We start from the raw sequence: 26,137 nt of genomic DNA on the forward strand, positions 1-26,137 counted from the left end.
GGCGGCGGGCCGGCGCCCGCTACAATGGCGCCCATGAATACCCCCCTTCCCGTCGTACGCCTGAAGAACGCGTGGCGCTCCAGCCACCCGTGGATTTTCCAGAAGCTGGTCGAAAAGCCCGTCGCCAAGCCCAAGCCCGGCACCATCGTCGATGTGGTCGGCGTGGACGGGGAGTGGATCGGCCGCGGCTTCTACAACGGCCATTCGCGCATCGCCGTGCGCATCCTGGAAACCCGCCAGGACGTGGACGTGGACCAGGCCTGGTTCACCCGCAGGATCGCCGAGGCGGTGTCGCTGCGCCGCGATGTGCTGAAGCTGGACGCGGTGTCCGACGCCTGGCGCGTGGTGCACAGCGAGGGCGACGGCCTGTCCGGCCTGGTGGTGGACCGCTACGGCGACCTGATCGTGGTCGAGTTCTTCGCCGCGGGCATGTTCCGTCACCGCGAATGGATCTACGAGGCGCTGCGCACCCAGTTCCCGGGCTGCCGCTTCCACAGCTTCGCCGACGAGCACGTGCAGAAGCAGGAGAGCTTCGACTTCCACGGCAACACCACCACCGAACCGGAGGTCATCACCGAGTACGGGGTGAAATTCCGGGCCGACCCGGCCGGCGCGCACAAGACCGGTTTCTTCGCCGACCAGCGCGAGAACCGGCAGTGGCTGAGCCAGCAGGTCGAGGGCAAGAGCGTGCTCGACCTGTGCTGCAACACCGGCGGTTTCGCGGTCTACGCGGCCGCGCGCGGCGCCAGCGAGGTGCTGGGCGTGGACATCGACCAGGACGTGATCCAGATCGCCAAGGGCAACGCGCGGCTCAACAACGCCAAGCCGAAGTTCGTGCAGGCCGACATCTTCCCGTGGCTGCGCGATGCCGCCAACCGCGGCGAGCAGTACGACGTGGTGATCCTGGACCCGGCCAAGATGACCCGCGACCGCGACCAGGTCATCAACGCGCTGAAGAAGTACCTGGACATGAACAAGCTGGCGCTGGGCGTGGTCAAGCCCGGTGGCCTGTTCGCCACGTTCTCCTGCACGGGGCTGGTGTCCGAAGAGCAGTTCCTGGACATGCTGCGCCGCGCCGCGTTCTATTCCGGCCGCACGATCCAGATCCTGAAGGTGGCCGGCGCCGGCCCGGACCACCCGTTCATGGCGCACGTGCAGGAATCGCGCTACCTCAAGGCCGTGTTCTGCCGCGTTGTGGACTGAGCGGAGCGTTCCAGGGGAGCGGCAACGGCCGCCCCCATAGCGTGCGGATCGGGAGCCATGCCCGGCGGCTATGGCCTTGGCAACGGCGGGTACTACCGGTCCGAGCCGCGGTGGCGGTATGGTCGTGGACTTTCCCGATTCCGAGGCCCGCATGTCGCTGCGTCGTCTGTCCCTGCTGCTCGCCCTGGCGCTGGGCGCGCCGCTGTCCGCCCAGGCCGTCGACTTCACCCAGGCCGAACTGGCCCGCGCCAAGGCGCTGCAACAGCGTCTGCTGACCCTGGACAGCCACCTCGACACCCCGGCCAACTTCGCCCGGCCCGGTTTCGACATCCTGCATCGCCACGACCACAACGCGCTGTCGCAGGTGGACTACCCGCGCATGCTGGACGGTGCGCTCGACGGCGGCTTCTGGGCGATCTACACCGACCAGGGCGACCGCAGCGCCGCCGCGCACCTGGCCGAGCGCGACCACGGCCTGATGCGGCTGATGGAGATCCGCGAGATGCTGGCCGCGCACCCGGACAGGTTCCAGCTGGCGCTCACCGCCGACGATGCGGCGCGGATCAAGGCCGCCGGCAAGCGCGTGGTCTACATCAGCATGGAGAACGGCAGCCCGCTGGTGGCCGACCCGTCGCTGCTGGGCTTCTACCAGAAGGCCGGCCTGCGGCTGCTGTCCACCGTGCACTTCGCCAACAACGAGTTCGCTGATTCGGCCACCGATCCCAAGGGCGCGGAGTGGAAGGGCCTGAGCCCGGCCGGCAAGGCGCTGGTCCAGGAAGCGGTGCGGCTGGGCATCGTGATCGACCAGTCGCATGCCTCCGACGCGGTGTTCGACGACCTGGCGGCGATGCTGCCGGTGCCGTTCATCCTCTCGCACAGCGCGTCAAAGGCGGTGTTCGACCACCCGCGCAATCTCGACGACGCGCGCCTGCGCCAGCTCGCCGCCAAGGGCGGGGTGATCCAGGTCAACGCCTATGGCGGCTACCTCGTCGACGAGACCCCAAGCGATGAGCGCAAGCAGGCCGAGGAAGCGCTCGAGAAGCAGCTGGGCGGCTGGGACGACATGCCGATCGAGAAAGGCGTGGAACTGGCGCGGGCGATGGCCGAGCTGGACAAGCGCCTGCCGCGCCGTCGGGCGACGCTGGACGACTTCTTCGTCCACTTCGGCCACATCCTCGACGTGGTCGGCCCCGACCACGTCGGCATCGGCATGGACTGGGACGGCGGCGGCGGCCTGCCGGGCATGGCCGACATCACCGACCTGCCCAAGATCACCGCCTGGCTGCAGCACCGCGGCCTGAGCGAGGCGCAGATCGCCAACATCTGGAGCGGCAACGTGCTGCGGGTGATGCGCCAGGCGCAGGACTACACGGCGAAGAACGGCGCGAAATAAACCCGCAGGAGCGCACCTTGGTGCGCGATGGGGCTCTACCGGGGAAGCCTCTCGCCCAACAAGGTGCGCTCCTACGAGAGGCGCCTCACTTCGGCAGGGTCAGCCGGTAGACCAGCACCCGGTTGTCGTTGTCCAGCGGCGAATCGCAGGCTTCGCCCTGCATCACGCAGCGACGGGCGATGAAATCGTTGTCGTTGCCGACCAGCAGCAGCCAGTCGTCGGGATGCGCCGGGTCGAGCGCCGGCAGCAGGTCCATCGCCTCCCACTTTTCCGACAGCCGTCGCGGATCGTCCTCGGCGATGCCTTCCAGACGCAGGCCGGCGCGTGCCAGCTGCGCCGGGTCCAGCAGGTTCAGCAGTTCGCTCCAGCGTGCCGGCACGATGTCCGGCCTGAGCGCGGTGGCGGCCGGGTCGGCCAGTACGCTTGTGGTGCCGGTTTCGTAGGTGGTGCCGGCCAGGTTGCTGGCGCCGCGGGTATCCACCAGCAGCACGCTCTTGAACACCGGCGCGGCCGCATTGCCGCCCAGGCCGTTGCCATCGCGCGCCAGCAGCAGGAAACGGTGGTCGTCCAATGCGCGCAGTTCGCTCTGTGCGGCGGTGCGGTCGGCCTTGCCGCCATCGCCGGCGAGGGCGTAGGCCGGCAGCTGCACGACATGGTGGCTGATGGGGTGCGTCGGCACCGGCTCGCGGGAAACGTCGTAGACCAGCACACGGGTATTGATGCGGCCACTGGCGTCGCCCCTGGCGCTGTCCTGCACCAGCGCGCTCTGCAGGGCGACGAACAGGCGCGTGCCGTCCGGCGACAGCGCCATGCCTTCCACACCCTGGTTGTTGCGGCGGCCGCTGTGCGGCGCCTTGAGCGAGCCGAAGTACGGCTTGCCGTCGCGCATCGGCCGCAGCGCTGGCGGCGGCACCAGTACGCCCTGCAGGCGGCCGCTGGCATCGAAGTAGTAGACGTGTGCGGCGTACTCGTCGCCGACGTAGAAATGCCCGTCGGCGGTGAACTGCAGCGATTCGGCGTCCAGCGCGATCCTGCCGGCGCCGATGGCGCCTTCGCGCGGTACCGGCAGGGTGATGCCGTGACGGACCGCCACGCCATCGTCCGGGTCGGCGCCGGTGAATGGCTGGCCATCGGCATCGCGTAGTTCCAGCCCGCCATCCACCGCCAGCGTCACCTGCCCCATGGCATCGGCAGTGGCCGGCGCGATGCTCATGCGTAACCGTTCCAGCCGCGCCGGGTAGTCATGGAACAGCCCGGCCTCGGGATCGTTGCGACCACGGTCGGGCAGGGTCCACAGCACGCCTTCGTAGCCGCCGTCGGCGGTGCGCCGCCAACTGCCCGGCGCCAGCGCGAACGAGGAGAACGAACCCAGCGTATCGCCGAGGAAATCGACCGTCGCCGCCGGCAGCATGCCGGCCGCGACCAGGCCGTGGTCGATGTAGCGCCGGCCGTCGATCTCATGCGTGCGCGGCGGGGCATCCGCGACCCGATGCGGCGTGGTCCAGGCCACGCCACCGCCCAGTGCGGTGGCGAGCAGCGCGGTGGCGAGCAGGTTCATCGCAGGTGTCTCCGGCTCAGAAACGCGCGTCCAGCGACAGGAACGCCTGTCGGGGCGCCGAGGCATGGAACACGTACAGCTTGCCGGCCGGGTCGGTCGGGGCGAACACGCTCGAATCCAGGTTGCTGGCGTAGCGCTTGCCGGTCAGGTTGGTCACGTTGAACGACACCTTGAACTTCTGCAACACGCCGAGCTGGCCGAAGTCGTAGCCGGCACCGGCGTCGAACACGGTGAAGCCGCCGAAACCCTGGTCGTTGGTGTAGGTGTAGTAGCGCTTGCCGGTGTACTTGCCGCGCAGGTCCAGCGACCACGGGCCGCTGTGCCATTTCAGTTCGCTGGCGAGCAGGGTCTTGGGCGTATCGGTCTGGGTCTTGCCCTTGGTCGGCACCACCACGCCGTTCTGCATGTAGTCCGAGCCGTAGGTGGAATCGTTGAACGAGGCCGAGTTGTACCAGCTCAGGTGCGCGGTCGGAGTCCACAGCACGGTCAGTTCGGCGCCGCGGCTGTCCACGCTGCCGACGTTGTAGAAGCGGTTGCCGCACTCCGGACCCACCGGCTGGCGCGAGTCGCAGGGGTTGTATTGCAGCAGGCGGTTGTCGAAGCGCACGTCGTAGCCGGCCAGTGACAGCTGCACGCTGTCGCCGATCCAGCGGTAGCCCAGTTCGAAGGTGCGCGACTGCTCGGGCTTGAGTGCGGCCTGGCTGTCCCAGGTGGCCTGGCTCACCGCCTGCGGGCCGAGCTTGAAGCCGCCCTGGAACATGGCGATGTTCCGCGCGTAGCTGGCGAACAGTTCCTGGCGCGGATCGAGCTGGAAGTACACGCCGGCGCTGGGCAGGAACGCATCGCGCGCGCGCAGGTTGCCGGTGGCGAACTGGTTGTTGGAGGTCGGCGGGATGGGGGTCTTGGCGATACCGGGCAGGGCGCGTGCGCGCGACTGCGCGTTGACCGCCTTGAAGCCGCCCTCCAGGCGCAGCCGGTCCTCGAGCAGGTGCACGGTGTCCTGCAGATGGAACTGGCGGGTCTTCCACTCGGTTTCCTGGGCGAACACGCCCACGTCCGGCTGGCCCTTGGCCAGCCCGCTGAAATCACGCGGGCCATCCACCGCGCTCTGGTAGCGCGAGGCACTGCTGGTGTTCTCTTCGTACCAGCCGCCGGCCTGCAGGTGGTGCGCGCCCAGCTGCCATTCCACGCCGACGGTGCCGCCGCGGCGGTCGATGCTGTACAGCGTGTTGCGGAAGATGATCGGCAGCTCCTGCGCGGTGCCCTTGTTCGACCATGCGCCGCTGTTCCAGTTGTGGCCCTCGCCATCGTCCTGGTGGCGGTAGCCGAGTACGCGCAGGGTCAGTGTGTCGGTCGGGAAGAACTCGCCGGACAGGTAGTACAGGTCGTCGTTGCGCAGGATCTGGCCGGCGGTGAAGGCGCCATCGGCATCGGTATCCGGGCCGCTGGCGTCGCAGCGCGCGGCCACGTAGGTGCCCTTGTTGCAGTAGGCCTTGGCCACGGCCCTGGCCCAGTCCGGCGCGTAGCCGCCCCAGTCCCAGCCCAAGCCGCGCGCCATGCTGTCCTTGGACAGGTAGAAGTAGTTGGCCTGGGTGGTGCGCGAGGCATCGGCGAAGCCGGTCAGGCGCATCCACGGGGTCTCGTACACCGCCTTGGTGTTGAACTGGCGGGTGGACGAATCGTTGTAGGCGGTCTGGTCGTTCCACAGGTCCGAACCGGCGTTCATGCCCGACACGTACATCGAGAAGCCGTTGTACTCGCCGGTGTCGAAACGGGCGAAGCTGCGGCGGTTGGCATCGCTGCCGAAGGTCTGCACCACGCGCCCGCCCATCTCCTTCAGCGGGGCGTTGGAGAAATAGGCGATGGCGCCGCCGAGGTTGCTGGTGGACGGCGTGGACAGGTTGCCGATGCCCTGCGCCAGTTCGACCATGCCCAGGTTCTCGGAGAGCAGCGCGCGGTTGATGCTCAGGCCGTTGTAGTTGTTGTAGGCGCTGTCGCCCAGCGGCACGCCGTCCAGGGTGTGGCCGAGCTTGGTGCCGGTGAAGCCGCGCAGGCTCACGGTCATCGACTGCTCGTTGGTGCCCAGCGCGTCGGTGGACTGCGCGTTCACGCCCGGCAGCAGGTTCAGCACCTTCTGCGGGCTGGTGCCCGGCGGCAGGACGGTCAGGTTCTCCGGGGTGATGCGCTGCACCTGGCGCAATTCGCCGCTGCCGATCACGGATACCGCGTCCAGTTCGGTGGCCGAGGCGGGCGCGGCGGTGTCGTCGGCGTATGCGGAAGAAGCCATCGCCATGGCGACGGCCAGGGCAAGCAGGGAATGATTCATCGGGATCGGAGCCTGTCGTGAGGGACAGGCCGTCCCCAAGGTGTCGGCCCGTCCACGGATCGTGGGAGGAACGCGCCAGACGCAAGGGACCGGAACTACGGCGATGCGGCCCCGGCATCATCGTCGCGGCCGGCAGTCTTCCAGCAGGTGATGACAGGCGTATTGCGGAGCGCATTCATCGCCGTCGTTGCGGCGGCGATGCGGTGGATGAGGGCGCGGATCAGGACGGGAGCGCGACGCCCAGTGCGGCGAGCATCGCCGCGACCCGTGCGCGGATGTCGTCGCGCACGCCGCGGTACTGCTCCGGCGCCATGTCGCGCGGGTCGGGCAGGGCCCAGTCCGCGCGCTGGCGGGCAAGGATGAGAGGGCAGGCATCGCCGCAGCCCATGGTCGCCACGAAGTCGAATTCGACGCCTGGTAGCTCATCCAGCGATATGGACGCGTGTGCGGCGAGGTCGTACCCCAGTTCGGCCATCGCAGCGATGGCCCTGGGATTGATGACGCCGGAGGGGCGCGAACCGGCGCGGCAGGCCTCCACGGCCGCGCCTGCGGGCAGGCGCGCGAAGGCTTCGGCCATCGGGCTGCGGTTGGAGTTCTCCGCGCAGACGAAGAGAACCCGCTTCACCGGCGCGGGCATGTCGCCCGCGTCAGGCCGCGCGCTTGCCCAGCACCGCGTTGCGGCGGCTGTACAGCACGTAGACCACCAGGCCGAACACGTTCCACAGCGCGAACCACACCTGGGTGCGCGTGGGCAGGCTGAAGAACAGGTAGATGCAGCCCAGGATCGCGACCGGGCCGACCACCCAGGCCAGCGGCGTGCGGAACGTGCGCGCGCGTCCCGGCTCGCGCTTGCGCAGCACCAGCAGGCACAGGCCGACCGCGGTGAACGCGGCCAGCGTGCCGGCATTGGCCAGTGCGGCGATCTCGTCCAGGCGCGCCACGCCGGCCAGCGCCGCCACCAGCACCGCGGTGAACAGGGTGATGGTCACCGGCGTGCCGGTGCGCTTGTTCACCAGCGACAGCCCGCGCGGCAGCAGGCCGTCGCGCGACATCACGAAGAAGATGCGGCTCTGCCCGTAGAAGAACGCCAGCAGCACGGTCGGCAGGGCGATGATGGCGACGATGCCGATCACCAGCGCGGCGGTGCCGTGGCCCAGTTCGCGCATGATCAGCGCCAGCGGCTCGGCGCTCTTGCCGAACACGGTGTAGCTCATCGCGCCGACCGCGGCCAGCGCCACCAGCAGGTAGATGATGGTGCAGCCGACCATCGAGCCGACGATGCCGATTGACAGGTCGCGCTTGGGATTCTTGGTTTCCTCGGCGGCGGTGGAGATCGCATCGAAGCCGTAGAAGGCGAAGAAGATGATCGCCGCGGCCGCCATCACCCCGCGCTCCACGCCATCGGCGCTGACCGACTTGGGGAAGCCGTAGGGCATGAACGGCTGCAGGTTGGCCGGGTCGAACGCCGGCAGCGCCACCGCCACGAAGATCGCCAGCGCGATCAGCTTGAACACCACCAGTACCGCGTTGACCGTGGCGCTCTCGCGGGTGCCGGCGATCAGCATGCCGGCGACCAGGAAGGTGATGACGATGGCCGGCACGTTGAGGAAACCGCCTTCCACGTGCGGGCCGGCGGAAAGCGCATGCGGCAGCACCACGTTCCAGCCGAACGAGGTGTGCAGCCACTCCAGGAAGCCGGTGAAATAGCCCGACCAGCCTACCGCCACGGTGCTGACCACCAGCGAGTACTCCAGGATCAGGCTCCAGCCCACCACCCAGGCGATGGTCTCGCCCAGCGCGCTGTAGCTGTAGGTATAGGCGCTGCCGGCGGCCGGCATCATCGTCGACAGTTCGGCGTAGGCCAGCGCCGCGCAGGCGCAGACGATGCCGGCGACGATGAAGGAGATCAGAACCGCCGGGCCGGCCTTGTCCGCACCCACGCCGATCAGGGTGTAGATGCCGGTGCCGACGATGGCGCCGATGCCCAGCGCGACCAGATGGGGCCAGCTCAGCGTGGGGATAAGCCGGCGGCCTTCCTCGTGCTGGGTGAGCTGATCGATGGATTTGCGCCGGAGCCAGGACTGCATGCGGACCTCACGGTTCGTAGGTATTCGGGAAAGTAGCCGAGTTTCGCCGAACGCAGCGCAGCAAAGCCAGAAATTCCCGCTGCTTTCATGGGGTTTGGCGATGGGCGGTAGCCGGGATGACGGATTTGGCACAAATCAGCGCGGCCGCGTGACCAGTCCCTGCGGCTGCGATGGCGCGTGGTGTTCCTGGTGGAGCGGTGCGATGCCGATCAATGCGCGCGGCGCGGGTGCGCCAGCAGGTACTCGCGCAGGGCCAAGGCCTGGTTGTGTTCGGTGTCGCGCGCGCCATACACCAGGGTCACCGGCCCGGCCGCCAACGCGTCGCGCAGCGGCGCCAACAACTGCGGCTGTGCGGCCAGCTCCCGCCAGTAGCGTTGCCGGAATTCATCCCAGCGCTCGGCGCGGTGGTCGAACCATTGCCGCAGTTCATTGCTGGGCGCGGCTTCCTTGAGCCACTCCGCCTGCAGCTGCTCATGGCTGACGCCGCGCGGCCACAGACGATCGACCAGGAAACGCTGGCCGTCGTCGGCCGTGGCGGGTTCATAGGCGCGCTTGCAATGGATGAGCATGCCGACCTCCGCAGCGCCGGAGTGTTTCAGCCCTCCAGCCCCAGCCGTATCCCGAACGCGATCAAGCATACGCCCACCGCGCGCCGCAGCCACACGCCCACGCGCGGGTAACCGGCCAGGCGGCGGGCGATGAACTGGCCGCCGAAGATCAGCACCGAGCACCAGCCCACGCTCAGCACGGCGATCAACACCGCCATCAACCCCAGGGTCAGCGCGCCACGCTGCGTGGCCGGGTCGATGAACAGCGGGAAGAAGGCCATGTAGAACAGGATCGCCTTGGGATTGAGCACGCCCACCAGCAGGGCCTGCCGGAACCAGCGCCTGCCCTGTTGCAGAGGCGCGGCGGGACTGCCGGTTGCCGGCTCTCGCAGCAGCTGCACCCCGACCCAGACCAGATAGGCGGCGCCGACATAGCGCAGCCCGGCGAACAGCAGCGGGTGCGCCTTCAGCAGCGCGGCCACGCCGGTGGCGGCGATGGCGATCAGGATCTGGTCGCCCAGCATCAGCCCGGCCAGCGTCGCGTAGCCGGCGCGCACGCCGCCGCGCGCGGTGGCGGTGAGCAGGGTGAAGGTGCCCGGACCGGGCAGCATCAGGAACAGGATGACGGCCACCACGAAGGTGCCCAGGTCGTTGATGCCCATCCACGGCATGGCGATCGTTCCGTCCGGCTCAGCGCGCGCGCTGCAGCGCCAGGCGCTGCTTCACCGCGGCGATCAGCGCCGGCAGGTCGTCATGGCGCGGCACGCCGTAGCGGTCGCCGGTGATGTCCAGGTTGCCCTTGCGCCAGTAGCCGGCCGGCGCGGCTACCAGCAGCTTGCCCGAGCGCGCATACAGGCCGAATTCCAGCAGGGTGACCGGGCTCTGCGTGCCGGGTGCGAAGTACATCAGCACGATGTCGGCCTGCTCCAGCGCCGCCAGTTCCCATTCCACCTGGCGGCGGAACTCCGGCTCGCCGGCCTCGGCGCGCCAGGCCGGGTTCCAGTCGGCGCGGCGTGGGTTGAGCAGCAGCACATCCTCGCCGGCCAGCGCCTGCTGCACCTGCTGTTGCCAGTCGCCGGCCTTGCCCATCTCGATGCTGCCGGCCAGGAACACCCTGGGTCGGGAATCGCCTTGGGGAATGGCGGCGGGCGAGGTGATGGTCTGCGAACCCGCCGCGGCGAACGGCGACAGCAGCAACAGGCAGGACAGCAGCAACGGCTTCATGGCGTGGCGGACAGCGTGGGGACGCACATGATCGCAGAAGCGGCGCAGCCGTTGAGACGCACGGGGCTACACTTCGCCTCATGCAAACCGAAACCCTGATCCTGGCCGGCCTGCTGCTGGTCGTCATCGCGCTGCAACTGGCGCTGCTGCTCCGTCGTGCCGGCAATGCCGCACTGGAAAACGCGCTGCGCGAGGAGCAGCGCAACGGCCGTGGCGAGCTGCGCGAACAGCTGGAAGGCATGTCGCGCCAGCAGGACGCCCGCATGGACGGCTTCAGCCGCAACCTCACCGATCTGTCCACTCGCACCGACCAGCGCCTGGACCTGCTGCGCGACAGCCTCACCGACGATGCGCGCAAGGGCCGCGAGGAAAACGCCCATGCCCGCCAGCAGATGGCGCAGCTGCTGGACGCGCGCCTGCAGGACGTGCGCGGGCAGCTCGACGCCTTCGGCCAGCAGCAGCAGGCGCGCATGGAACTTTTCGCCAAGCAGCTGGCGGCGCTGCAGCAGGCGCTGCTGGAGGAAACGCGCAATGGGCGCCAGGAGAGCGGTGATGCGCAGCAGCGCTTCGGCGAGATGCTGGGCCAGCGCCTGGCCGAGCTGACCCAGCGCAACGAACAGCGCATCGCCGAGATGCGGCAGACGCTGGAGGCGCGGCTGAAGGACCTGCAGGACGGCAACGACGGCAAGCTCGAACTGATGCGCCAGACCGTGGACGAGAAGCTGCAGAGCACGCTCAACACGCGCCTGGACTCGTCCTTCAAGCTGGTCTCCGAGCGGCTGGAGCAGGTGCAGCGCGGGCTGGGCGAGATGCAGCAGCTGGCCACCGGCGTCGGCGACCTCAAGCGCGTGCTGAGCAACGTCAAGAACCGCGGCGGCTGGGGCGAGGTGCAGCTGGACAACATCCTCGAGCAGACACTCACCGCCGAACAGTACGCGCGCGGCGTGAAGCTGCGCCCGGACGGCAACGAGATGGTGGACTTCGCCGTGCGCCTGCCCGGCCGCGGCGGCGACGATGCGCCGGTATGGCTGCCCATCGATTCCAAGTTCCCGCGCGAGGACTACGAGCGCCTGCTCGACGCGCAGGAAGCCGGCGACCAGGAGGCGGTGCGCGCCAGCGGCAACCAGCTCGAACGCGCGCTGCGCGTGCAGGCCCGGTCGATCTGCGACAAATACATCGTGCCGCCGCACACCACCGATTTCGCGGTGATGTTCCTGCCCACCGAAGGGCTGTACGCCGAGGCGATCCGCCGCCCGGGGCTGGTGGACGTCATGCAGCGCGAGCACCGCGTGGTCATCGCCGGTCCCACCACGGTCACTGCCCTGCTCAACAGCCTGCAGATGGGCTTCCGCACCCTGGCCATCGAACAGCGCTCGTCGGAAGTGTGGAGCCTGCTCGGCGCGGTGAAGGGCGAATTCGGCAAATTCGCAGGCATCCTCGAGAAGGCCGAGAAGCAGATCAACACCGTCGGCAAGAGCCTGGGCGACGCCAGCCGCAAGACGCGCACCATCGAACGCAAGCTGCGTGGCGTTGAATCGCTGTCCGCCGACGCTTCGCAGGCGCTGCTCGGCGACCTCGGCGGCGATGACGAGGGCGAGGAACAAGCTATCGAGTCCGGCGACGCCTGACCGGCGCGATGCCGGTTTATGCTGGCGCTCCATTCCCCCTCAGGAACCACCATGACTGCTTCCATGCGCGACATCCCCCTGACCACCATCGACGGCGCTCCGGCCTCGCTCGGCGACCATGCCGGCAAGGTGCTGCTGGTGGTCAACGTCGCCTCCAAGTGCGGCCTCACCCCGCAGTACGAAGGGCTGGAGAAGCTCTACCGCGAAAAGAAGGACGCTGGCCTGGAGGTGCTGGGCTTCCCGGCCAACAACTTCAACGGCCAGGAGCCGGGCAGCGAGGACGAGATCCGGCAGTTCTGCTCGCTTACCTACGATGTCAGCTTCCCGATGTTCTCCAAGATCAGCGTTGCCGGTGCCGATGTGCACCCGCTGTACCAGCAGCTGATCGCCGCGCAGCCGGCCGCCACCGGCGAAGGCCTGATGCGCGAGAAGCTGGTCGGCTTCGGCATCGAGCCCAATCCTGCCCCGGGCATCCTGTGGAACTTCGAGAAATTCCTGGTCGGCAAGGACGGGCAGGTGATCGGCCGGTTCTCGCCGGACACCACGGCCGACGACGCCGGTCTGCGTGCGGCGATCGACGCCGCGTTGGCGGCCTGAGACCCGCGGCGGGTAGAGGTCGAGAATGAAAACCGCTGCTGCCTCGCGGCAGCGGCCGGTTCAAGGGCCCCACATCGGGCAACGGACAGAGAGGTGATCGCAGGATGGCGACAGGCAATTCCGGTGGATTCGCGGTTGGTTGGTTCACGCTGGCGCTCATCAATGCCGGCCTTGCCCAGGGCAAGGGACGCAGCGGCATGAACTGGGGACTGTTGTCGCTGCTGCTGGGGCCGCTCGCGACCTTTCTGCTGGTGGTGCAGAAACCAGGGCGTGCGGACGGCAGTTGAAGTCCCTCCGATTGCCGGTGTGAAACGAAGAAGCCCGGGTTTCCCCGGGCTTCTTCGTGCAGGACTACCGCGCTCAACGCCCCCAGTCGGGCATCGGCATCGCATCGACCGGGATGGTGGTCTGCTCGTCGTCCTCGTGGCGGCGATGGTCGCGGCGCAGGTCCTTCTCGATCTGGTAGTTGCGGCGCTGCAGCCAGGCATCGCGGGTCAGCGCGTACTCGTCCACCGCGCTGTCGCGGATGTCGTCCAGCGACAGCAGCTGCACGCGGGTGTCGACCAGCTGCAGGCCCTGCAGGCCGATGCGCAGCTTGTCCATCTCGATGCGCCGCAGCGGCGACAGCGGCGTGTCGCCGGCCAGGCCGAACACGTCGCGCACGGTGCGCGGGCCGAAGAACGGCAGTTCCACGTAGCGCGACTGGCGCCAGCCCCAGGTACCCAGGGTCTGCCCGAAGTCCTCGCTGCGGCGCGGCACCATCGCCTTGCTGGCCGGGTCGAACAGGCCGCCGATGCCGAGGGTGGAGTTCATCAGGAAGCGGCCCAGGGTGTCCCACGCGTCGTCGGCATGGCCCTGCAGCAGCTGGTTGACCATGGTCAGCGGCGAGCGCAGGTTGCTGAAGAAGTTGCTCACCCCGGTGCGCGCCACGCGCGGGACCACGTGCACGTAGGCGGTGGCCAGCGGACGGGCGATACCGCGGTCCACCGCCAGGTTGAAGCGGTGCATCTGGCGGTTGTACTTCTCCCACGGATCGTAGGCCGGCGCCTTGCCGTCGCCCGTGCCGGCGTCGGCGGTCGGGCCGCCGTACAGCGCGGCGAAGTCGTCTTCGGCGTCGGTGGGCGCGGCGCTGGTGGCGGTGCCGGCGTCCGTTGCCTGCACCGGCGCGGGCGTTGCGGTGGCCGCGTTGCCGACAACCTGCGGCGCTTCCTGTACGGACGCGGCGGGAACGGGCTCCTGCGTGGTCGCGGGCTGTTCGGCGGCGACGCTGACGCTGGCAGGCGGCGCGGTCGCGCGCACGGGTTTGCCGGCGCAGGCGCCAAGCAGGAGCGCGGCGGCCAGGAGCGGGAGGGTGCGGAGGAGGTTCATGTCAGCGTTCCGCCGAGGAGGCGTTGAAATCCAGGTCCGGCGTCAACCGGTAGGCCGCGCGCAGTTCGTCCAGACCCGCGGGCGCGCCGGCGATGGTAACGCCGCCATTGCTACGCATGCGTGCAGACAGTTCGGCCAGCAGCGCCACGCCGGCGCTGTCCACGCGCTCGACGGCATGCAGGTCGAGCCGGCGCAGCCGGCCCGCCTGGCGGACCAGCTGCGGCCACAGCGCTACCGCCGCGGCGCGGTCGAGCGTGCCGGCCAGGTGCAGCGCGTCGCCTTCGACGCGCGCGGTGGCGTCACTTGCCACGGGGTGCCGGGCCAGCGCTGGCCTGCATGCTGCCGCTGCGCAGTTCGGCCGCCACGTCCTTGATCGACTTCTGGCGCAGCGGGGCGTCGAACTGGTTCTTGAAGGTCTGTACGTAGGAGATGCCTTCGATCATCACGTCGAAGATCTTCCACTGGCCACCGACGTCGCGCATCAGGTATTCGACCGGGGTCGGTTCGTTGCCGGCGCGCACCAGTTCGGTGGATACCTTCACGCCGCGGTTGCCCGGCAGTGCGGCCTCGCCCTTGTAGCGGAAGCTCGGCTTGCCCTGGATGTCGAGCAGGGTCGAGCCGTAGCGCGCCATCAGGTTGTCGGCCATCGCATCGGCGAACAGCTTCACGTCGGCGTCCGAAGCGCCGCGGCCGTGCACGCCGAGCACCAGGCGGGCGGCATAGTCGCGGTCGAAGCCGCGGCTCAGTTCGCTGTCGATGAAGCTGCGCAGCGCGGCCGGGTTGGCGCGGAACTCGGCGCGGCGGGTTTCCAGCGCGGACAGGATGCGCGAGCTGGCGTCCAGTACGGTGCGCGCGGCGGCCGAAGGCTGCGCGGCGGTGGCCGCCGGGCGCGCCTGCGCCATGGCCAGCGACGGGGCCGCGGCCAGCAGGGCCGAGGCGAGCACGGTGGTGAGCAGACGGGTCTTCATGATTACTGTTCTTCCTTGTTGGGCGTTTCGTGGGTGCCCGGGGCGGGCGCGGAGGCGTTGTTGCCGCCGCCGCTGAACATGTATTTGCCGACCAGCTGGATCAGGTCCACCGCCGGCTGGGTGAACACGATCTCGTCGCCGGACTTGAGTACGTCCGGATCGCCGCCAGGCTGCAGGCCGATGTAGCTCTCGCCCAGCAGGCCGCTGGTGAAGATGCCGGCCGAGGTGTCGGCAGGCAGGTCCTTGAACTTGCCGTCCAGCGACAGGGTGACGATGGAGTCGTATTTAACGGGGTCCAGCTGAATATCGGCCACTTGGCCGATGGTCACCCCGCCTACCTTCACTGGCGCCTGCTTGCGCAGTTGGCCGATCTGGCTGAAACGCGCCTTGAGCACGTAGTCGCCGCCGCCCATGCCGAAGCGCTGGTTGGTGGAAGCCACCGCCAATACCAGCAGCGAGGCCAGCGCCAGCAGCAGGAAGGCGCCGACGGAGAATTCGAGTCGAGGTCCACGGATGGCCATGTTGATTCCTTACTTGAACATCAAGGCAGAGAGCACGAAGTTGAACATCAGCACCAGCAGGGAGGCGTTCACCACCGCGCGGGTGGTCGCCACCGAGGTGCCTTCGATGGTGGGTTCGGCGTTGAAGCCGACGTAGGCCGCGACCAGCGCCGCGGTGCCGCCGAAGATCGCCGACTTGAGCAGGGCCACGGCGAAGTCGTCCCAGAAATCGACGCTGCCGCGCAGCCCGGACCAGAACGTGCCGTTGTCCTGGCCCAGCACCTGCACGGCCTCGAACCAGCCGCCGGTGATGGCCAGCGAGCAGAAGACGCCGGTCAGCAGCGGCACGGTCAGCACCGCCGCCCAGAAGCGCGGCGCCACTGCCTTGGCCACCGGGTCGATGGCCATCAGTTCCAGCGCCTTGATCTGGTCGGTGGCGCGCATCAGGCCCAGCTCGGCGGCGATGGAGCTGCCGGCGCGGCCGATGAACAGCAGCGCGGTCAGCACCGGCGCCAGTTCGCGGTACAGCGACAGGCCGAGCAGGGTGGACAGCGCATCGGCGGCGCCGAACGTGGTCAGCGTGCGGTAGCCCTGCAGGGTCAGCACCAGGCCGACGAAGGCGCCGCCCACGGCGATGATCGGCAGCGAGCGCGCGCCGATCTTGTAGATCTCGCGGGTCAGCTCGGCGAGGAAGTCGCGGGTCGGCAGCGAGCCGCGCAGCACCGTCAGCGAGAACAGGCCGGCGCGGCCCAGCGAGCGGATCGAGGAAGCGAACGGCATCAGGCAACCCTCGCGCGCGGGGCGGCATCGAACGGGATCGGGCCATCGGGCTGGCCGTGCAGGAACTGCCGCACCAGCGGGTCGGTGCTGGCCTGCAGCTGTTCCGGCGTGCCGGAGAACACGATGCCTTCGTTGGCGATGACCAGTGCCTGGTCGCAGATCGGCAGGGTCTCGTGCACGTGGTGGCTGACGATGATGCTGGTCAGGCCGAGGCTGTCGTTCAGGCGCTTGATCAGGCTCATGATCACGCCCGAGGCGATCGGGTCCAGCCCGGTCAGCGGCTCGTCGTAGATCATCAGCGGCGGGTCCAGCGCCAGCGCGCGGGCCAGCGCCACGCGCCGCGCCATGCCGCCGGACAGCTCGCGCGGCCACGCGTCGGCTGCGGCCAGCAGGCCAACCGCGTGCAGCTTCATCCGCACCAGCCGCTGCAGCACCGGCTCCGGCAGGCGCGTATGGGTGCGCAGCGGCAGGGCGACGTTCTCGGCGACGGTGAGGTCGGTCAGCAGGCCGTTGCCCTGCAGCAGCACGCCGACGTTCCTGCGCATCTCCAGCAGCGCGCGGCTGCCGTGCGGGATGTCATTGCCGAACAGGCGCACGTGACCGGCGACCGGGCGCAGCTCGCCGGTCAACGCCGCCAGCAGCGTTGACTTGCCGGTGCCCGAGGGGCCGAGCACGGCGGTGATGCTGCCGCGCGGCACGTCCAGCGAAACGTCGCGCAGGATCGTGCGCCCGCCGCGGTCGATGCGGACGTCGGACAACTGCACCAGGGGCGTCCGGGGAGGGGACATGGCGGCCTTTAACGGAAAACCAACGTGGCAGGATTATCGGGTCCGGCTGAACAAAAGAGAACTGGACCGTGCAGTATTGTCGCCGGGCGGGCTCCGCGCGTCAGTGCCCATGGGCGGAACGCCCAGTCTCCTGCACGGCGTTGCCGCGCCAGGACCGCCGGTAAACGGCCCTGCTCCGGCACAATGGCGTGGCCATGCCTGATGCCGCCGCGGACTTCCGCCTCTACCACTCCAACGCGCTGGACGTGCTCGCCTCGCTGCTGGCCCACGCGCTGCGGGAGCCCGCGCCGGGGCGGCCGCTGCTGGCCGCCGATACGGTGCTGATCCCGCAGGTGGCGATGCGGCGCTGGCTGCAGTCCACGCTCGCGGCCGAGTACGGCATCGCCGCCAACCTGGAGTTCCTCACCCCCGGTGAGTTCGTCGCGCGCGCGCTGAAGGAAAACGTGCCCGGCGAGCAGGACGACCTCGGCGCCGCTGGCCTGCACTGGCGGCTGTATGCGGCGCTGACCGACGAGGCGTTGATGCGGCTGCCGGCGATGGCGGGGCTGCGGTCGTATTTGAACGGGAACGATGTCGATCGCGACGACCCTCTGCGCGCATGGTCACTGGCCGCCGAGCTGGGCGGCGTGTTCGAGAAGTACCAGGCCTGGCGCCGCGACTGGCTGCTGCGCTGGGAGGCCGGCGCCGATGCCGACGACCCGCAGGCCATCCTCTGGCGCCGCATCGCCGGCGGCCACCAGCACCGCGCGCGCCGCATCAACGACTACCTGGCGCGCTTCGAGGGCGCCGGCCAGCCGCTGCCGCGTGGCCTGCCGTCGCGGCTTTTCGCTTTCGCCGCGCTCAACGTTTCGCCCGACGTGCTGCGGGTGATCGCCACCCAGGCACGGGTCGGCACGCTGCACTTCTATCTGCCGACGCCGACGCGGGCCTGGTGGGGCGACCTGCAGACCCTGTCCGAACGGCTGCGTGGCGGCGTGGACGACCCGTTCGGCAGTGCCGCCGGCGAGAACCCGCTGCTGCAGGCCTGGGGCGCGGCCGGGCGCGACTTCATGGCGGTGCTGGGTAGTTACGAGGTGGTGCATCCGTCCGGCGAGATCGCCGCCTATGCCGACCCGGAACAGCGCACCGGCAGGACGCTGGACGAAGGCGGCCTGCGCGACAGCCTGCTGCACCGCCTGCAGGCCGACCTGTTCCACCGCCGCGCGCTGCCGCCGGCGCCGCTGCGCCCGGCGCTGCGGCTGGACGACCCCAGCGTGCAGATCCACGCCTGCCATACCCGCCTGCGCGAGATGCAGGTACTGCACGACCAGCTGCGCGCGCTGCTGGACGACCCGCGCTTCGACCCGCCGCTGCAGCCGCGCGAGATCGCGGTGCTGGCGCCGGACATCGACCCCTACGTGCCGTACCTGGAATCGGTGTTCGGCGGCCGCGGCGCCGGCGAGGGCCATATCCCGTGGGCCCTGGCCGACGCCAGCCCGCTGCAGGGCGAGCCGCTGGCCGAAGTGTTCGTGCAGTTGCTGGGGCTGCCGGTGTCGCGCTTCGGCCTCAACGAGATCCTCGACCTGCTCGCCAGCCCGCCGCTGGCTGCCGCTGCCGGGCTGGACGCGGCCGCGTTCGAGCGCCTGCACGGCTGGCTGCAGGCCGCCGGCGCGCGCTGGGGGCTGGATGCCGCGCATCGCGGCCAGCACCAGGCGCCGGCCGACGACGCCTGCACCTGGCAGTTCGCGCTGGACCGGCTGCTGCTCGGCCATGCCAGCGGCAGCGACGACGACCTGGCCGGCGTCGCGCCGTGGCCGGAACTGGAAGGCAGCGCGCTGGCCGCGCTCGATGCGCTGATCCGCCTGCTGCGGGTACTCGCCCGCCATCAGAAGACGCTGGCCGAAGCGCTCGCTCCGGCACAGTGGCGCGAACGCCTGCTCGGCCTGCTGGACGCGCTGCTGCCGGAAACCCCGGCCGAACCTTCCACCCAGCGTGCGCTGGACCGCCTGCGCAAACTCATCAACGAATTTGCCGGGGATGCGGACAAGGCCGGCTTCGATGCGGCCGTGCCCGCCGAGGTGGTGCGCGCGCATTTCGCGGCGGCGCTGTCCGAGGCCGACACCCGTGCGCCGCTGCTCACCGGCGGCGTCAGCTTCGGCCGCATGGTGCCGATGCGGCTGCTGCCGTTCCGGGCGATCTGCGTGCTGGGCCTGGACGATGGCGATTTCCCGCGCCGCGACCCGGCTGCAGGCCTGAGCCGGCTCACCGCCGAACTCGGCACCACGCGCCGCCGCCATGGCGACCGCTCGCTGCGCGAGGACGACCGCTTCCTGTTCCTGCAGCTGCTCGCCTCGGCGCAGGACGTGTTCTACCTGAGTTACCTCGGCGCCGATGCGCGCGACGGCAGCGTGCGCGAGCCCTCGGTGCTGGTCAGCGAACTGATCGACGCGGTGGCCGCCTGCCACGCCGATCCGGTGGCCGCGCGCAAGGCCATCGTCGTGCGGCATCCGCTGCAGCCCTTCGCCCCGGCCGCGTTCGGCGGCGACGGCGAGCCGCGCCGTTTCAGCTATCGCCGCCAGTGGCACCCGGCGGCGGGCGCGGTGGGCGGCCAGCGCCAGCCACTGGCACCCTGGTCGGTTGGCGCGGTTGCCGCGCCGTTGCCGGAAGTCCTGCAGGAACCAGCCTTGTCGCTGGATGCGCTGCGTCGCTTCCTGGCCGACCCGGCCGGGCAGTTCCTGGAACAGCGGCTGGGCCTGCGCCTCGGCGGCGAGATCGAGGCCAGCGACGACGTCGAACCGCTGGTGCTGCCGGAACGCGGCCGCGAGCATTCCTCGCTGCAGCAGCAGGTGCTCGCCGCGCTGCTGGAGGGCCGCGGGCAGGGCCTGTACGAGCGCCTGCGCGCGCGCGCGCTGCTGCCGTCCGGCGCGCTCGGCCGGCAGCAGTTCGAGCAGCTGCTGGGGCGCATCCGGCCCTGTGCGGAGACGTTCGCGCACTGGTACGACGGCGCGCCGCTGCAGTCGCAGCGGCTGGAAGTCACGATCGACGGCACCACCGTGCACGGGCGTGTCGCGCAGATTCATCCACAGGGCCTGCCGCGCCTGCAGGCCGGTGCTCCGGGCGTGGCCTGGGTGCTGCGCAGCGGGCTGGACTGGCTGCTGGCCAATGCCGCCGGCATGCAGCAGCCGTTGCTGCAGTTCATTGACGGCGGCGATGGCGGCTTCGGCCCGCATGCCCTGCCGGCACTGCCCGCCGCGCAGGCGAAAGATGCCTTGAAAGCCTTGCTGCAACTGCGTTCGCAGGGACTGCAGGCGCCGCTGCCGTTCGCCCCCTATACCGGCTGGGCGATCTACAACGCAGATCCGGACAAGCGCGAAAAGGCCGCGCGCGAAAAGTGGCACGGCAGCGAACGCAGCTGGGGCGAGCGCGATGGCGAGGCCCTGCAACTGGCCCTGCGGGGCGCCGATCCGTTCGCCGATGCGGCCACTACCAACAGATTTATCCACAACAGCCTGTTGATATTCACCGCGCTGCGCGAGGGCCGCGTACTGGCCGAAACCGAGGTGCAGGCATGAACGCCGCCGTGCCCGCGACCGACCCGTATCTCGACCTGCCGCTGGACGGCCTGCGCCTGATCGAGGCCAGCGCCGGCACCGGCAAGACCTTCACCCTGGCCACCCTGTTCACCCGGCTGGTGGTCGAACAGGGCCTGCGGATGGGCCAGATCCTGGCCGTCACGTTCACCGACGCGGCGACGCAGGAACTGCGCAAGCGCATCCGCGAGCGCCTGGACCTGGCCGCGCGGCTGGCGGACGCCGCGCCGGCCGAAGGCGACAGCCCGGAAGCCGCGCTGACCCGCGCCATCCTGCAGCGCCACCTGCAACACGGCGCGGAAACCGCCACGCAGCTGGCCCGGCGCCTGCGCATCGCCGCGGAGGAAGCCGATCTGGCGGCGATCTTCACCATCCACGGTTTCTGCACCCGCGTACTGGGCGAGCACGCGCTGGAGAGCGGCCACAGCTTCGCCGCGCCGGAACTGCTGACCAATACCCGCCAGCTGCATGCCGGACTGGCCGCCGACCTGTGGCGCCTGCATGCCGGCCGCGGCGAGTCGCTGGAAGCCTTGCTGGGCCTGTGGAAAACCCCCGAGGCGCTGGCGGTCGACCTGCCGGTGCTGGTCGCCGACCTGCCGCTGCTGCCGGCGCGGCCGCAGGCACCGCTGGAAGATGCCCGTCCACTGCGCGATGCGGCCGCCCTGCGCCTGGCCGAAGGCCTGGCCATGCAGGGCGAGGCCTACCTGCAGCAGCTGCGCGCCGCACTGGAGGGCGGCGTGCTCAACAAGGCCAGCTACAAGGCCGACTGGATCGAGCCCCTGTTCCAGCACCTGCTGCACTGGGCCCGCCATCCCGATCCGACCGCCGCGCTGGACGAGCGGCTGGAGCGCCTCACCCTCGACGCGCTCACCGCCAAAACCCTCAAGGCCAAGGCCGGCAGCACCCCGGTATCGCCACTGCAACCGCTGATCGCCGACTACGTGCAGGCGCTGGCGCGTTTCCACGAATGGCGCCGGCAGCAGTCCATTGCATTGCTGCACCGGCTGCGCTTTGAGGCCCGCCAACGCCTGGCGCGGCACAAGCAGCAGTACCGGGTGCAGACCTACGACGACCTGATCGACGGCGTGCACGCCGCGCTCGACGGCGAAGGGGGCGCCACGCTGGCAGGACGGCTGCGCGCGCAATACCGTTTCGCCCTGGTGGACGAATTCCAGGACACCGATCCGCGCCAATGGGACATCTTCCGCCGCGTGTTCGCCGAGCCGGCGGAGCACGCGGCGCTGTTCCTGATCGGCGATCCCAAGCAGGCCATCTATGGTTTCCGCGGCGGCGACGTGCACACCTACCTGCAGGCCCGCGACCGCGCCGCCGAGGCGCCGCGGCTCGCGCACAACTTCCGCTCGCGACCGGCGCTGCTGCGCGCGATCGACGCGCTGTACGCCAACGCCGGCGAACAGGCCTTCCTCGACCCGCGCATCCGCTTCGAGCCGGTGGAACCCGGCAGCAAGCGCAGCGACGCCGACTACCTGCTCGATGGCGCCCCGGCCCCGGCGCTGACCCTGCACCTCATCGGTGCCGACGACGAGGGCAAGCCGCTCAAGGCCGACGACTCGCGCCACGCCGCCACCCTGGCCTGCGTGGCCGACATCCACCGCGTGCTGTCCGCCGCACGCGAGGGCAGGGCGCTGGTCGATGGCCACTCGGTGCGTCCGGGCGACATCGCCGTACTGGTGCGCTCGCATCGCGAAGCCACGCGCATCCAGCAGGCGTTGGCGATGGTCGGCATCCCGGCGGTCGCGGCCGGCAAGCACAGCCTGTTCTCCACCACCGAGGCGCACGAACTGCGCCTGCTGCTGCTGGCGCTGCTGCAACCGGCCGACGAAGGCCGCCTGCGCGCGGCGCTGGCCACCGTGCTGCTGGGCGAAAGCGCCGCCGCCATCGCCGCGATGGAGCATGAAGGCGAACGCCAGCGTCGGCACCAGGAGCGCCTGCTGCAATGGCGCGAGCGCTGGCAGCGCGGCGGCGTGCTGGCGATGCTGTCGGACCTGTGCGCCGGACAGGCCGAACGCCTGCTGGCGCTGGTCGATGGCGAGCGCCGCCTGACCAATTACCTGCAGCTGGGCGAACTGCTGCAGGAAGCCGGCACCCGCAGCATCGGCCTGCATGGCCTGCTCGACTGGCTGCAGGCGCGCATCGCCCATGCCGACGATGGTGACGAGAGCCAGCTGCTGCGCCTGGAATCGGACGCGCACCGGGTGCAGGTCATCACCCTGCACAAGAGCAAGGGCCTGGAATACCCGCTGGTCTACCTGCCCTTCGTCGGCATCGATGGTGGCGCACCCGGCACCGACGCGCACCGGATCGTGCACGACGGCGCGCGGCGCGTGCTGCACTGGAAGATCGACAAGGACGCTGAGGACTGGAAGGCCGTCGGCCAGCAGGCTGCCGCCGAGGACGCGGCCGAGACCGCTCGCCTGCTCTACGTCGGCCTGACCCGCGCCGAGCACGCGCTGTGGATCGCCGGCGGCGCGCTGGCCGGGCTGCCCGGCCAGCGGCTGGGGCCGATGCTCGGCGACATGACGCGTCTGGCCGCGCACGCCGACATCCGCATCGTCGAAGACGGCGTGGACGCGCTGCCGGCACGGCTGCCGCCCGGGCGCGAACAGGCCTTGCCGCCGGTACGCGACGTGCGCCGCACGCTGGCGCAGGACTGGTGGGTCTACAGCTTCACCCAGCTCGCCCATGCCGAGGCCGGCCACGACACCTCGGCCGCCGCCACGCAGGACAATGGCGGCGCCGCAGACGAACCGGTGCAGGCCGAAGAAGACGCCGTGCAGGATACCGCCGCGGCGCAGGAGGCCTTCGATCCGCGCTTCGCCGGCAGCCGTTTCGGCAACGTGCTGCACGCCGCGCTGGAGAACACCGGTTTCGGCGCCTGGGGCGGCTGGCGGCCCGGCGACGGCGCGCCCGAAGGGCAGGCCGACGTGATCGCCACGGCGCTGCGCGCCGAAGGTTATGCCGGGGCCGACATCGACGACGGCGTGGCCCTGCTCACCGCGCTGGTCGGCCAGACCCTGACCGTGACCCTGCCCGAAGGCGGTGCGCTGCATTCGCTGGACGCCGGTGAGCGCCGCGCCGAAATCGAGTTCCACTTCGCCATGCAGCCCACCGCGGTGCCGGCACTGCTGCGCGTGCTGCATGCGCACGGCGTGGTGCGCGGCCGCCACGGTTTCGGCGCGCGCGGCCGCCTGGAAGGGCTGATGACCGGCAAGATCGACCTGACCTACCTGCGCGACGGCCGCTGGTACGTGCTCGACTACAAATCCAACCGCCTGCCCGGCTACGCCCCGGCGCAGCTGGAAGCGGCCATGCGCCACAGCGAATACGACCTGCAGGCGCTGATCTACACCGTGGCGCTGCACCGCTGGCTGCGCTTCCGCCTTGGCGACGGCTACGACTACGCACGTGATTTCGGCGGCATCCGCTACCTGTTCTGCCGAGGCCTGGACGCGACCCGCACGCCGTCGCCCGGCCTGTACGCGCATTGCTTCGCGCCGGAACTGGTGCACGCGGTGGACGCGCTGTTCGCCGGTGGCGATGAAGGGCACGCCGCCATGCTGGCGCGCCTGGGAGGCCGGGCATGAGCCTGCTGGCCGCACTCAACAAGGCCGGCGCGCTGCGCGCGCTCGACCATGCGCTGGCGCAGAGCCTGCGCCGCCTCGACCCGGAAACGCCCGACACCGTACTCGCGGCTGCCGCGCTGGCGTCGCTGGCGGTGGCGCAGGGTCATGCCGGTTTCGACCCGACCCAACCCGCGCGTTTGATCGAAGCCCCGCTCCCTTGGCCCGAGCCGCAGGCGTGGATCGCGCAGCTGCAGGCCTCGCGCTGGGTAGCCGCCCCCGACGACGACAGCCTTGAAGCCACCCAGGCGCCGCTGGCCTGGGAACACGGCCTGCTGTACCTGCGCCGCTACCGCGAGTACGAGCGGCGGCTGGCGCAGGGCCTGCGGCGCATCGGCCAGGCGCCGTTGGACGCAGGCGATCCGGTGGCGCTGGCGCCGTTGTTCGCGCAGCTGTTTCCCGGCAATGCGGACGCCGCGCCACGCACGGCGTCCATGCAGGGCGATCTGTTCGGACAGGCGCCCGCCACTGCAGCCGCGGATGCTTCCGTCGCCGGCGACCAGCAGGCCCGTGCCGCCGCGCTGGCCCTGCGCCACGCGCTGCTGCTGGTCACCGGCGGGCCGGGTACCGGCAAGACCACCACCATCGCGCGCCTGCTGGTGCTGCTGGCCGCGCAGGCCCAGGCTGCCGGCCGCGCGCCGCCGCGCGTGGCGCTGGCCGCGCCCACTGGCCGCGCCGCCGAGCGCATGGCCGAAAGCCTGCGCAACGCCGTGCAGAAGCTGCCGCAGCTGGGCGTGGACGCCACGCTGTGCGCGCAGCTGCCGACCGCCGGCACCACCCTGCATCGCCTGCTGGGCGTGATCCCGGATTCGCCGCGTTTCCGCCACCACGCCGACAACCCGCTGCCATACGACACAATCGTGGTCGACGAGGCGTCGATGATCGACCTGCCGCTGATGGCCAAGCTGGTCGAGGCGGTGGCCAGCGGCACCCGGCTGGTGCTGCTCGGCGACCCGGACCAGTTGCCGTCGGTGGAAGCCGGCGACGTGCTCGGCGCCATCCTGCGCGCCGCTGGCGACGGCACGCGCATCGCGCCCGACGATGCGCAGGCATTGCAGGCGCTGCTGGGCGGGCTGCCGGCGGAAACCATCGCCGCATCGACGACCGGCTTCGCCGGCACCCGCGTGCAGTTGCAGCGCGGCTACCGGCAGAGCGAGGCGCTGCAGCTGGCGCCGCTGGCCGCGGCGATGCGCGAGGGCGACACCCCGCGCGCGCTGTCGCTGCTGCGGGACGGGCAGCTGCCCGGCGTGCATTTCCACGAGAACGAGGACGACCCGCTGCAGGCCTGGCGCGAACCGCTGCAGCGCTACTGGGAAGCCCTGGCCGCCGCGCAGACCCCGGTGCAGGCGCTTGCCCTGGCCGGCCGCCTGCGCCTGCTCACCGCCGTGCGCGAAGGCCCGCAGGGCGCACGCGGGCTCAACGCACGCATCGAGGAGCTGCTCGGCGGCACGACCCCGCGCGGCGGTACACCGGCGCATTTCCACGGCCGCCTGCTGCTGGTCACCGAGAACAGCTACCGCCACCGCCTGTTCAACGGCGATGTCGGCATCTGCCTGCGGCAAGAAGACGGCGGCGCGCGTGGCATCACCGCCTGGTTCCCCGGCGACGACCCCGACGATCCGCGCCCGTTCCATCCGGCGGCCCTGCCTGCGCACGAAAGCGCCTTCGCCATGACCGTGCACAAGGCGCAGGGCTCGGAGTTCGACGAGGTCTGGCTGCAGCTGCCGCGCCGCGACAACCGCGTGCTCAGCCGCGAGCTGCTCTACACCGGCATCACCCGCGCCCGCCACGCCCTGCACGTGGCCGGTGACGCGGCGGTGATCGACGCCGCGCTGTCGCGCCATGCCAGCCGCTGGTCGGGCCTGGCGCAGCGGCTGGGCCAAGCATGGGAATAGTGCCAGCTGTGCTCTGCATGACCGGCGATCAGTACTCTTGTCGATAAGTAGCACAAATGTGCTA

Annotated in this window: 21 protein-coding genes; 8 read left to right on the forward strand and 13 right to left on the reverse strand. The window is 70.3% G+C overall.

Features of this window, described 5'->3' with window-relative positions:
* Positions 1-33: 33 nt before the first annotated feature.
* The gene (locus AC1DGW_RS11200) at positions 34-1,203 is read left to right on the forward strand and encodes a class I SAM-dependent rRNA methyltransferase (protein ID WP_478022838.1); all 1,170 of its coding nucleotides are present in this window, start codon (positions 34-36) and stop codon (positions 1,201-1,203) included.
* A gap of 151 nt (positions 1,204-1,354) precedes the next feature.
* The gene (locus tag AC1DGW_RS11205) at positions 1,355-2,596 is read left to right on the forward strand and encodes a dipeptidase (RefSeq protein WP_478022840.1); all 1,242 of its coding nucleotides are present in this window, start codon (positions 1,355-1,357) and stop codon (positions 2,594-2,596) included.
* Between the two features lie 85 nt (positions 2,597-2,681).
* Here AC1DGW_RS11205 and AC1DGW_RS11210 read toward each other — a convergent pair whose 3' ends face one another.
* From AC1DGW_RS11210 to AC1DGW_RS11240, 7 genes are all read right to left on the reverse strand, one after another.
* Positions 2,682-4,154 (reverse strand): esterase-like activity of phytase family protein, encoded by a 1,473-nt coding sequence (locus AC1DGW_RS11210; protein ID WP_478022843.1) that lies wholly within the window; start codon positions 4,152-4,154, stop codon positions 2,682-2,684.
* A 16-nt stretch (positions 4,155-4,170) separates the two neighbouring features.
* Positions 4,171-6,486, reverse strand: a complete 2,316-nt coding sequence (locus tag AC1DGW_RS11215) for a TonB-dependent receptor (RefSeq protein ID WP_478023101.1) — start codon at positions 6,484-6,486, stop codon at positions 4,171-4,173.
* 214 nt (positions 6,487-6,700) lie between these two features.
* On the reverse strand, positions 6,701-7,105 hold the full coding sequence (locus tag AC1DGW_RS11220) for an arsenate reductase ArsC (RefSeq protein ID WP_478022846.1): 405 nt from the start codon (positions 7,103-7,105) through the stop codon (positions 6,701-6,703).
* A 22-nt stretch (positions 7,106-7,127) separates the two neighbouring features.
* Entirely contained in the window at positions 7,128-8,567 is a 1,440-nt protein-coding gene (locus AC1DGW_RS11225; RefSeq protein WP_478022848.1) for an amino acid permease, read from the reverse strand.
* A gap of 209 nt (positions 8,568-8,776) precedes the next feature.
* Positions 8,777-9,136: a DUF488 domain-containing protein gene (locus AC1DGW_RS11230; protein ID WP_478022850.1), complete on the reverse strand. Its 360-nt coding sequence runs from the start codon at positions 9,134-9,136 to the stop codon at positions 8,777-8,779.
* A 26-nt stretch (positions 9,137-9,162) separates the two neighbouring features.
* Positions 9,163-9,786 carry a leucine efflux protein LeuE gene (leuE, locus tag AC1DGW_RS11235; RefSeq protein WP_478022852.1) on the reverse strand — a complete coding sequence of 208 codons (624 nt, stop codon included), beginning with the start codon at positions 9,784-9,786 and terminating at the stop codon, positions 9,163-9,165.
* 19 nt (positions 9,787-9,805) lie between these two features.
* Positions 9,806-10,339: a nucleoside 2-deoxyribosyltransferase domain-containing protein gene (locus AC1DGW_RS11240; protein WP_478022854.1), complete on the reverse strand. Its 534-nt coding sequence runs from the start codon at positions 10,337-10,339 to the stop codon at positions 9,806-9,808.
* An 80-nt stretch (positions 10,340-10,419) separates the two neighbouring features.
* Between AC1DGW_RS11240 and AC1DGW_RS11245 the strand changes: the two genes are divergently transcribed.
* The 3 genes from AC1DGW_RS11245 to AC1DGW_RS11255 all read left to right on the forward strand — a co-directional run bounded on the left by AC1DGW_RS11245 (position 10,420) and on the right by AC1DGW_RS11255 (position 12,851).
* A complete protein-coding gene (locus AC1DGW_RS11245) occupies positions 10,420-11,967 on the forward strand; it encodes a DNA recombination protein RmuC (RefSeq protein ID WP_478022856.1) in 1,548 nt (515 codons plus the stop codon).
* A gap of 51 nt (positions 11,968-12,018) precedes the next feature.
* A complete protein-coding gene (locus AC1DGW_RS11250; RefSeq protein WP_478022858.1) occupies positions 12,019-12,564 on the forward strand; it encodes a glutathione peroxidase in 546 nt (181 codons plus the stop codon).
* A 104-nt stretch (positions 12,565-12,668) separates the two neighbouring features.
* Complete coding sequence (locus tag AC1DGW_RS11255) at positions 12,669-12,851, forward strand: hypothetical protein (protein ID WP_478022860.1); 183 nt, start codon at positions 12,669-12,671, stop codon at positions 12,849-12,851.
* 73 nt (positions 12,852-12,924) lie between these two features.
* Here AC1DGW_RS11255 and AC1DGW_RS11260 read toward each other — a convergent pair whose 3' ends face one another.
* Genes AC1DGW_RS11260 through AC1DGW_RS11285 form a run of 6 tightly spaced genes read right to left on the reverse strand, consistent with a single transcriptional unit; the run spans position 12,925 to position 16,968 of the window.
* Positions 12,925-13,932 (reverse strand): MlaA family lipoprotein, encoded by a 1,008-nt coding sequence (locus AC1DGW_RS11260; RefSeq protein WP_478022862.1) that lies wholly within the window; start codon positions 13,930-13,932, stop codon positions 12,925-12,927.
* 1 nt (position 13,933) lies between these two features.
* Entirely contained in the window at positions 13,934-14,242 is a 309-nt protein-coding gene (locus AC1DGW_RS11265) for an STAS domain-containing protein (protein WP_478022864.1), read from the reverse strand.
* Positions 14,232-14,900 carry an MlaC/ttg2D family ABC transporter substrate-binding protein gene (locus AC1DGW_RS11270; protein WP_478022866.1) on the reverse strand — a complete coding sequence of 223 codons (669 nt, stop codon included), beginning with the start codon at positions 14,898-14,900 and terminating at the stop codon, positions 14,232-14,234. The genes AC1DGW_RS11265 and AC1DGW_RS11270 overlap by 11 nt, the downstream gene beginning before the upstream one ends.
* A 2-nt stretch (positions 14,901-14,902) precedes the next feature.
* A complete protein-coding gene (gene mlaD, locus AC1DGW_RS11275) occupies positions 14,903-15,421 on the reverse strand; it encodes an outer membrane lipid asymmetry maintenance protein MlaD (protein WP_478022868.1) in 519 nt (172 codons plus the stop codon).
* 9 nt (positions 15,422-15,430) lie between these two features.
* The gene (locus tag AC1DGW_RS11280; RefSeq protein WP_478022870.1) at positions 15,431-16,180 is read right to left on the reverse strand and encodes an MlaE family lipid ABC transporter permease subunit; all 750 of its coding nucleotides are present in this window, start codon (positions 16,178-16,180) and stop codon (positions 15,431-15,433) included.
* Positions 16,180-16,968 carry an ABC transporter ATP-binding protein gene (locus AC1DGW_RS11285; RefSeq protein ID WP_478022872.1) on the reverse strand — a complete coding sequence of 263 codons (789 nt, stop codon included), beginning with the start codon at positions 16,966-16,968 and terminating at the stop codon, positions 16,180-16,182. Before AC1DGW_RS11285 ends, AC1DGW_RS11280 begins: the two co-directional genes overlap by 1 nt.
* Positions 16,969-17,162: 194 nt before the next feature.
* On the opposite strand from AC1DGW_RS11285, the gene recC reads away from it, so the two are divergent.
* From recC to recD, 3 genes are read left to right on the forward strand one after another with little or no spacing between them, the layout of a single operon-like run.
* Entirely contained in the window at positions 17,163-20,519 is a 3,357-nt protein-coding gene (recC, locus tag AC1DGW_RS11290) for an exodeoxyribonuclease V subunit gamma (protein ID WP_478022874.1), read from the forward strand.
* Positions 20,516-24,142: a UvrD-helicase domain-containing protein gene (locus AC1DGW_RS11295; RefSeq protein ID WP_478022876.1), complete on the forward strand. Its 3,627-nt coding sequence runs from the start codon at positions 20,516-20,518 to the stop codon at positions 24,140-24,142. The genes recC and AC1DGW_RS11295 overlap by 4 nt, the downstream gene beginning before the upstream one ends.
* Entirely contained in the window at positions 24,139-26,073 is a 1,935-nt protein-coding gene (gene recD / locus AC1DGW_RS11300) for an exodeoxyribonuclease V subunit alpha (protein ID WP_478022878.1), read from the forward strand. The genes AC1DGW_RS11295 and recD overlap by 4 nt, the downstream gene beginning before the upstream one ends.
* Positions 26,074-26,137 lie beyond the last annotated feature (64 nt).

It is taken from the genome of Stenotrophomonas sp. 05N423, from assembly GCF_056397145.1.